7 protein-coding genes are annotated in these 8,086 nt (G+C 33.7%); 3 read left to right on the forward strand and 4 right to left on the reverse strand.

The genetic code is table 11. The features are described 5' to 3' along the window. Nucleotides 1–202: 202 nt before the first annotated feature. The 3 genes from HX049_RS17915 to HX049_RS17925 form a co-directional block, all read right to left on the reverse strand. Nucleotides 203–2,326, reverse strand: a complete 2,124-nt coding sequence (locus tag HX049_RS17915; protein WP_286417711.1) for an outer membrane beta-barrel family protein — start codon at nt 2,324–2,326, stop codon at nt 203–205. Nucleotides 2,327–2,337: 11 nt separating this feature from the next. Beyond that, complete coding sequence (locus tag HX049_RS17920; RefSeq protein WP_353653728.1) at nt 2,338–3,546, reverse strand: PepSY-associated TM helix domain-containing protein; 1,209 nt, start codon at nt 3,544–3,546, stop codon at nt 2,338–2,340. Nucleotides 3,547–3,756: 210 nt separating this feature from the next. Beyond that, nucleotides 3,757–4,149 carry a RidA family protein gene (locus tag HX049_RS17925; protein ID WP_016649073.1) on the reverse strand — a complete coding sequence of 131 codons (393 nt, stop codon included), beginning with the start codon at nt 4,147–4,149 and terminating at the stop codon, nt 3,757–3,759. A gap of 161 nt (nt 4,150–4,310) precedes the next feature. Here HX049_RS17925 and HX049_RS17930 point away from each other — a divergent pair, with 161 nt between their 5' ends. Next, nucleotides 4,311–5,123, forward strand: a complete 813-nt coding sequence (locus HX049_RS17930; RefSeq protein WP_286417714.1) for an SMI1/KNR4 family protein — start codon at nt 4,311–4,313, stop codon at nt 5,121–5,123. Between the two features lie 6 nt (nt 5,124–5,129). Here HX049_RS17930 and HX049_RS17935 read toward each other — a convergent pair whose 3' ends face one another. Continuing rightward, nucleotides 5,130–5,987, reverse strand: coding sequence for a helix-turn-helix domain-containing protein (locus HX049_RS17935; protein ID WP_286417715.1), 858 nt, complete (start codon nt 5,985–5,987; stop codon nt 5,130–5,132). Between the two features lie 83 nt (nt 5,988–6,070). On the opposite strand from HX049_RS17935, the gene HX049_RS17940 reads away from it, so the two are divergent. Further along, on the forward strand, nt 6,071–7,435 hold the full coding sequence (locus HX049_RS17940) for an MFS transporter (protein WP_286417717.1): 1,365 nt from the start codon (nt 6,071–6,073) through the stop codon (nt 7,433–7,435). A 154-nt stretch (nt 7,436–7,589) separates the two neighbouring features. Beyond that, the gene (locus tag HX049_RS17945; RefSeq protein ID WP_286417728.1) at nt 7,590–7,982 is read left to right on the forward strand and encodes a hypothetical protein; all 393 of its coding nucleotides are present in this window, start codon (nt 7,590–7,592) and stop codon (nt 7,980–7,982) included. Nucleotides 7,983–8,086 lie beyond the last annotated feature (104 nt).

Here is an 8,086-nt window from a genome sequence, read left to right on the forward strand (position 1 = left end):
TGCAAGGTTTATATACTAAATATACTAAAACTTGTAATATTTTTAAACAAAAAACACATAAAAATAAGTGTAATATACTGATTTATATTTAATTAAGTTGTTTTTAAGGGGCAACTATATAGGCAAAAGCCAGTCTATCTCGACTGGCTTTTGCCTATATAAATCAATGAAGTGTAATGAGAGAAAATCTCTCTTAATTAAGTTAAAACTTATAGTTAAATGATAAAGTAGCTATTCGGCTATCAAGATCATATTTCTTGCGAATATTAGAATTGAAGTTATCTCCTGTTACATTATAGTTCACAGTATTTAGAACATCTGTTACAGCTAGTTTAATAGTTGCTTTGTCTTCTAATATGGCTTTAGATAAACCGATTGTTAAGTCAAAATAACTATCTCTTTTGTATAGACCTAAGTTTGACTTAGAGAAGTACTGTGCATTGACATCAACTTTTAATCCTTTAACAATGGTAAAGTTGTTTTGAGAGTTAAAAGTGAAAGCTACTTGTGAACTATTGATTTCTGTTCCTTGATAGTTTCCTTCATATTTGTTGTTAAACAAGTTAAACATATTACTCATAGACCACCATTCTGTAGGACTTACTGTACCTGTTACATTCGCACCATAGTGATAAGATTTGTTTAAGTTCTCTTGAGTACTTACTAAGATACCTGTATCTGCTTGGTAATTATACACATTGGTCATCACATCATTGGTCACACTGAAGTACACATTTGCAATCAGGTATTTACTCCATGTATATCCTACCTCAGAAGCGTGTGTTATCTCAGGTTTTAACTTAGGATTCCCTTGCCAATAGTTAAAAGGGTCATCATAAAAACGGAATGGGTTTAAGTCAAAGTGACTCGGTCTATTAATACGTTTACTATACGAAGCATAGAAGCCATGTGCATTATCTGTTTCGTATTTGATAGAGGCACTAGGGAATAGTTTCGTATAATCGTTTTTACTGTATTCTTTAGTCGTTTTTTGGTCTATTTCAGTTTGTGTAAACTCTGAACGCAATCCTACCTGAAAACTCCAATGCTCTAAACTAAGCTTGTAGTTAGCATAAGCAGCGTGTATTTGTTCATTGTATTTATAGTGATTCGTTGAAGCAGGATCTACTTCCCATCCTGAGTTATTTTGGAATTCATAAACAGATGGATTGTCATTTGATTTGACAATTGACTTCCATCCTGTCTCTAAAGCGTGCTTATCATCTAAAGGTAAGGTAAAGTCTAATTTACCATTAAATACCTTAAACTGTGATGGAATATATCCACGTCTATTTCTATATGGAGCATTTGAGTTGTTTAATAAAACTTCAGCTAATTGAGACTGTTCAGACCTAAACTTAGAAGTTTCATATTCTAAATCTATATCTACTTTACTACCGTTATCATTGAATAAATGAGTAGCAGTTAAGTTAAATGTATAATCATACCAATGCTCTTTATTTCCGTTGTCAGTATTAATATGCGAATTCAATGTTTCTACAGGAGTATAGATCATATTATACCCTTTAGAATAATCCTCATATCTCCCGATTTTAGCATCAAATAAGAAGCCCACAGTTGTTTTAGAAGAAAGAGAGTAATCCACTCCGAATTTGAAGTTATTAGAAGTAAGAGGCTCATTACTAGTGAAGCGTTGTTCACTATGTCTGTCTATTATAGAAGGATTAGCAGTGTTGTAGAAGTCTTGAAGATAATGTTTGTGTTCTTCTTCCCCTCTAAAAGTATAGCTATAGTCTCCAAATAGACTTAGTTTCTCATGAGTATAACCTAGATTGAATCCTGCATTAAGGCGGTTTTTACGTCCTCGCCCTGCATTGACAAAAGAGCTTCCTTTCAGCCCTTCCATTTTATATTTCTTTAATACAATATTAATGATTCCTGCATTACCAGCTGCATCATACTTAGCAGATGGATTAGCAATAATCTCTATATTTTTGACTTGAGAAGAGTTGGTTGATCTCAAGAGATTAGCTAGTTCTTTTGCAGATAGAGAACTCAGTTTTCCATTTAGCATTACACTAACCCCTTTTTTACCTCTCAGAGATAATTCACCTTCTTGAGATACAACCACCCCTGGAGCTCTTCCAAGAACTTCAAGTACTGTACTTCCATCAGATAAAGCGCTATTCTCTACACTGAATACCATTTTATCAGCTTTCTGTTGGAATACAGGAGCTTTAGTGGTGATTAATACTTCCCCAAGGTTAGTATTAAATGCGTTGAGTATACTGTCTAATTGTGCTTCGGTTTGGGCATAGGTACCCAGGCTGCATAGTGATAGCAGCCATATATATGGTCTTTTCATTGTTTTAAAAATTATTTAGTAGTCTTTTTTTTATAGCGTCTTCCCCAATAGATAATAAAACCTGTAATAGGAAGAGAGGCACAGAATAAGCTAAGGATAAAAGCAATTATTTTTCCAGGCATACCAAAGAAAGCTCCTACGTGTAAATCATAAGTAGCACCAGTAGCTCGTTCTGCTAATAATCGTTCTCCATGAGATCTATTGAACAATAGCTCTCCAGAGTGTTCGTCAAATATCATAGTATGTGAGTCGTTATATTTGAACTCGTGATCTTTAACACGAATAGTCATATTGTCGTGATGATGATCAGCGTTCTCATGATCTTCTAAGTCAATACCAAAAGAGAAAGCATTAGGGTAGTGCTCTTTTACAGTAGCAGCTATGCGATCTATTGTTGTTGGAGTTTCCATAGACTCAGGAGCAGTAGTCTTATAATGACTAAAATCTGGAACATACATAGAAAACCCGTTGATTAAGAAGTAAACCCAACTCATCGTGACGCGGAAAGAGTACATAATTCCTGTAATAGCCACTATTAGTGCTAGAGCAGAAGAGTAAAATCCAAGGATATTGTGAACGTCATAATTCTTACGGCGCCAACCTTTTACTTTCTTCCATCTAAACCAAAAGCGTTGTTTACGCATATTCTTATTCTTAGGCCACCATAGTATAATTCCTGTGATTAGCATAATCACAAAGATTATAGTAGCTACACCTACTATAGTACCTCCTACAGCATTACTTAAAAGTAATGAGCGGTGAAGAATCATAGTGAAGAAGAAAGGGCTTTTCAATAGGTCATCGACAGCAATTACTTCTCCTGTATACTGATTGACATAGACTGTTTTAAAAACGAGATAAGTATCGAAATAATTCCATCCTTCCGGATTGGCTTTAAATAATCCAAATTGATAAGAACGAGTAGGATCCATTGGGATTGTTACTTCCTCTGCTGGAACTTCTTCGTTAACTAATTGTGCATTAACTAGTTCTTTTAGTTCACGAATAGGAATAGGTTTTTTATTTTCAATATCTTGTTCGCCATGATAGATCATGTCTTGTTTAAGATAGGTAGAGATATCCTCATTGAAGACAAAAACAGTTCCTGTAAGCGATACGATAAGTACAATTATACCTGACAGTAGTCCTAACCACAAGTGGAGTTTAAGCATATACTTTTTGAAAATCCCCTTGGTTTTCTTGGGCTTATCAGTTTGCATAATAATCGATTATTTAGATTTAATAAATATAATTAGGGTGTCGCAAATATATAATTATTTATAATCATTCTAATTATAAGTGTTCTTATTTTGAGAATTAAAGTTTAAAGTGTTGTTTGCAAATGTCTTATTTTGATAGTTACAAGAAAAAAGAGTTGACTCAACTGAGCCAACTCTTTCGAATTACTTATTATGTATTAATCTAAACGACTACTTTGCAGCCCATATTTCTATTTCTAATTGAATTTCTGGCAATCCTAGTGCTGTGATATACCCAACAGTCATAGATGGGTAATCTGTACCAAAAGTGTTATCCCAAACTTCGTAGAAGAAGTCCCAGTCTATCTCTTGTGTCGCCCAAATATTAACTTTAATGACGTCATCAGCAGTTAGTTTTTGACTACCTAATACTTGGATGATATTCATAAACGTGTTTTGTACTTGCGCATTAAATGTAGAAGGGATATTCCCCATCGCATCTGTACCTATTTGTCCTGAGAATGTATATAGATTAGCTCCTTTAGGAACCACAGTCACATGAGAATATCTTCCCACTGGAGCTGCTAAAGTGCTAGGATTTAGTCTTTGTATTTTTGTATTCATCCGCTATAAATTATTGTTTCACGCGCGAAATTAATCTATTGATTTATGAATTTAAGTTTCCTAACTAACTTTAGCTTTTTTATAAGATAAATGGCTGTTTTTAGGGGTAAACATGTTTTCTAATTTTAGTTATTTTTGCTTATCATGCTAAACAAAATAATATGGAAACTATTAATTATCAACTATTTTTAAAAGAGACATTACCTTTTGATAACTATTTGTTTTATAAAGCCTTAAAAGAGGAAGAAGTAATGGATTTAGAGTCAAGCATTTCAAAATCGTTACCACCTTACTACAGAGAGTTCTTGTTAACGATAGGTATCTATCAAGATGTTATAGAAGGGCTATTCATCAATAAGAACGAATGGATAGAACAGAACGGGTATTTAGGTGAAGTAGAAGAGAACTATGTGATGATAGGGGATAATGGAGGTGAAGACTTTTGGTTGTTACGTACAGATGATACAGATGATCGAATAGTTTATAATTGGGTAGATGATGAAATAGAAGAAACTGGTTTTACTTTCGATGATCTACTTGAGAGATGTTTAAACAATTTGAAGGATGATAGTTTATGTAAATTAATTAATGATAAAAAAGCTTTAAGAGTTCACTTCATTTTACGCCCTGAACAAGAGAATAAACTAAGTGAAGTATTGGGGATAGAATATACAGGAGAGTGGATAGAAGATATTCCTAATTTTGAAGATTTGAGAGATTATTTAAAAGATCAGCAGTTAAGTGTTTATAACATTAATGCAACATTAAATGGTCAATCTATTGAAATAAGAAAAGAATATAGTGATAAAACAAAAGAAGCTGTGTATACTTTTGGTTATAATGAATCTTTATTAGTGTTAAGAGAGAACTCTAAAATAGAAGAGTATCAATCTTTGATAAAAGAACAGTTTCACAACTCTTCAGTAAGCGTTATAGCTATTTATAATACCGATTTAACTGATTTAGTTTGGTAAGAGGTATTATATTTTTTGGTGTTCTTTTTTATATTGCGAGGGAGTCATTTGTTTATATTTTTTAAACAATTTAGACAAATGACTTTCATCGTTAAAGCCTAGTTCAAAGGCTATTTCCTTTAATCTGGTATTGCTGTACTTAAGCCTAGTTTCTACTAATTTTAGCTTGTAATCTAAGATATAGTCTTGTAGTGATATCCCTGTCTGTTTCTTAAAATATTCACCCAGATAGTTTTTAGAAATACTAAACTCATTGGCTAACGCCTCTAAAGTCAACTTCTCCTTATGCCCAATGTGTTGCTGAATATAAGTGATCATTTTCATAATATCTTGTGCCTTTCTATTCTCATTGACTTGCTCATAATCGTGTAGAATAAGATTACGAGCCACAAGGTTGAGTAGGATAGAAATGCATTGTCTTATGATTAAATAATCTTGTGTATGGTTATTGTGTTCTCGTTGAATACTGTGCAATAACTGTTCTGCAAATAGGGCATCTTCTTCAGACTGAAACACACATCCCGCTTTAGTATGATAGTTATGTGTGATATAGGTAAGCTTATTGATATTATCACAAGTCTCTATGCGATCTGCCTCTGTGCGAATCTGAGTGATAAAGCTCTGAGGACATTCTATCACAAGGATTTGACCATCTTTACTTTCAAAAGAATACGGTGTATCAAAAGGAATAATAAACAGCTTTCCCTTTTTAAAAGGGACTTTATGAGCTTCATATCGACTCATCCCTTTTCCCTTTTGTATATACACGATAGTGAGATGTGCTTTTGGTTGTATACTAAAAACATCATCTATCAGTAGATGTTCTGTGATATGAATAGGGTCGAAGGTGTTTTTAGAAGTCATATTGTTTACTGTAAAAACCTTTTAAAGTACAAGATAATTTGTATCTAGGGTGTTTCCTTTGCAAAGGAATAAAAATAAACAATATGAATGAATATAAAAATAGGTGGACTATTCTACGCTATTTAGTTATAGGAGCTTTTCTATCCCCTTTAGATTATTTTATTGTCAATATGGCGCTGCCTGCTATTAAAGAATCGTTTCATGCAACAGAAAATCAATTGCAGATGGTCATTGCGATATACGGACTTACGTATGCTGCTCTGGTAGTCTGTAGTGGAAAGCTTGGTGATATATATGGTAGGAGAACTATCTTTACGACAGGGCTGTGGATATTCTTAATCTCCTCTTTGGCGTGTGCATTTTCTCCTTCTGTACAGATGTTGATTTTCTCTCGTTTTTTGCAAGGAATAGGAGCCTCTTTATTAGCTCCCCAAGTATTAGCATCTATTCGCATCTTTTTTGACGAATCAGAACGAGCAAAGGCTTTAGGACTTTTTGGTTCTGTATTTGGCTTAGCAGCTATAGTAGGACAGTTATTAGGTGGTGTACTATTGAATATTCATTTGTGGAATCTAACGTGGGAGATTATCTTTTTACTTAATGTACCAGTGGCAGCTATTTGTCTATACGGTATTTATACTACTATGCCTAAGGAAAAAGTACAAAAACAAAAGTTAGACTACCTAGGTGTAGTCCTTGTGATTAGTGCGTTACTTTGTTTTATCACTCCATTGATTTATGGGAGAACTTATGATTGGGCGTGGTGGATATTTGCTGTTATAGGAGGTGGTATAGCACTTGCTATTAGCTTTGTGAAGTATGAACAATATAGAGAGCAGCGCCAAAAACTTGTCTTGTTATCCATCTCCTTATTTGGTAATAAATCCTTTGCTTATAACCTGCCTATCATCTTGTTTTATAATTTTACAGCAGGGCTATTCATCTGCTATCCCTACTATTTACAGTCTTATCTAGGGTGGGATGTATTAATAGCTGGTATGGCTGTTTTGCCTTATGGAATAGGTTTCTTTTTAGGGCCTATCTTATTTGCTAAGGTAGATAAACAAGCTTCTTTTTGGATAAGATCAGGACTATTGCTATTATTAACCTCTTTCGTAGGGTTAGGTATATTATTTAGTCAATACGGTACACCGAATGCATTCATGCATTGCTTATTTTTATTAGCAGGACTTGGACACGGGCTGTTAATGCCTGTGATGATGAAAGAGAGTATTAAGTCCATAGCAATAGATCAAGTAGGACAAGCATCAGGTATTGTGAGTACTACGATACAAGTAGGAAGTGTATTAGGAGGAGCGGTGATAGGTACTATATTCTTTAGTTTAAGTAGTACTTTAGACTATCCTAAAGCCTTTGGGATAGCAATAGCAGTAATAGGGTTAGTACAGATTATTGGTTTACGATTATCGGTTAAAGTAATTGGTTAAATTAATCGGTTAACGGTTTACAGCCTTGTCCTATGGGCATAATGTACTTAGATGATAGGATAGGCTAACAATTGATAGGACAGACTAAACGGTTTCACGATTTCACAACATCACGGTTTCACAAAAAAAAACAACATCACAAAAAATAAATAATATGAGTAATTTAGAATTAGGAAAACAACAGGTAATTGACTTTCATATCAATATACAGACTTGGTTTAATGGTACAGCATCTAATAAAGAAGTGCTATATAAAGCTATCCTGAATACATTTGACCCTTCGTTTAAGATGATGAATGGAGACGGTAACTCGGTTAGTTATGATGCTTTTACACAATGGCTACCTACTGTATACGGTAAGTTTCCAACTAGACAAGTAGAGGTAAAAGAGCTAAAAGGATATGCTACTTTTAGCCATATCATCGTAGAGTATATCGAAATACAACAGACAGAGGATATCAGAACAGAGAGAGAGTCCTCAGCAGTGTTTACGTTAAAAGATCAACAAGCAATATGGTATAACTTAATAGAGCGTTGGGTTTTATAGGTTCACGGTTTACAGTTTACTCGGTTCACTGATTACTATGATAAAAGCAAATAATAATTCATAATATTTATTTCGTTTTTCTGATAATAATTCAATAATCTAAG

The organism is Myroides odoratimimus (assembly GCF_030326305.1).
Classification (GTDB): Bacteria; Bacteroidota; Bacteroidia; order Flavobacteriales; family Flavobacteriaceae; genus Flavobacterium; species Flavobacterium odoratimimum_A.

Bases quoted from the DNA above. Each gene is read 5' to 3' on its own strand.
- HX049_RS17915 (WP_286417711.1), bottom strand. From the start codon at position 2,326: ATGAAAAGACCATATATATGGCTGCTATCACTATGCAGCCTGGGTACC.
- HX049_RS17920 (WP_353653728.1), bottom strand. From the start codon at position 3,546: ATGCAAACTGATAAGCCCAAGAAAACCAAGGGGATTTTCAAAAAGTAT.
- HX049_RS17925 (WP_016649073.1), bottom strand. From the start codon at position 4,149: ATGAATACAAAAATACAAAGACTAAATCCTAGCACTTTAGCAGCTCCA.
- HX049_RS17930 (WP_286417714.1), top strand. From the start codon at position 4,311: ATGGAAACTATTAATTATCAACTATTTTTAAAAGAGACATTACCTTTT.
- HX049_RS17935 (WP_286417715.1), bottom strand. From the start codon at position 5,987: ATGACTTCTAAAAACACCTTCGACCCTATTCATATCACAGAACATCTA.
- HX049_RS17940 (WP_286417717.1), top strand. From the start codon at position 6,071: ATGAATGAATATAAAAATAGGTGGACTATTCTACGCTATTTAGTTATA.
- HX049_RS17945 (WP_286417728.1), top strand. From the start codon at position 7,590: ATGAGTAATTTAGAATTAGGAAAACAACAGGTAATTGACTTTCATATC.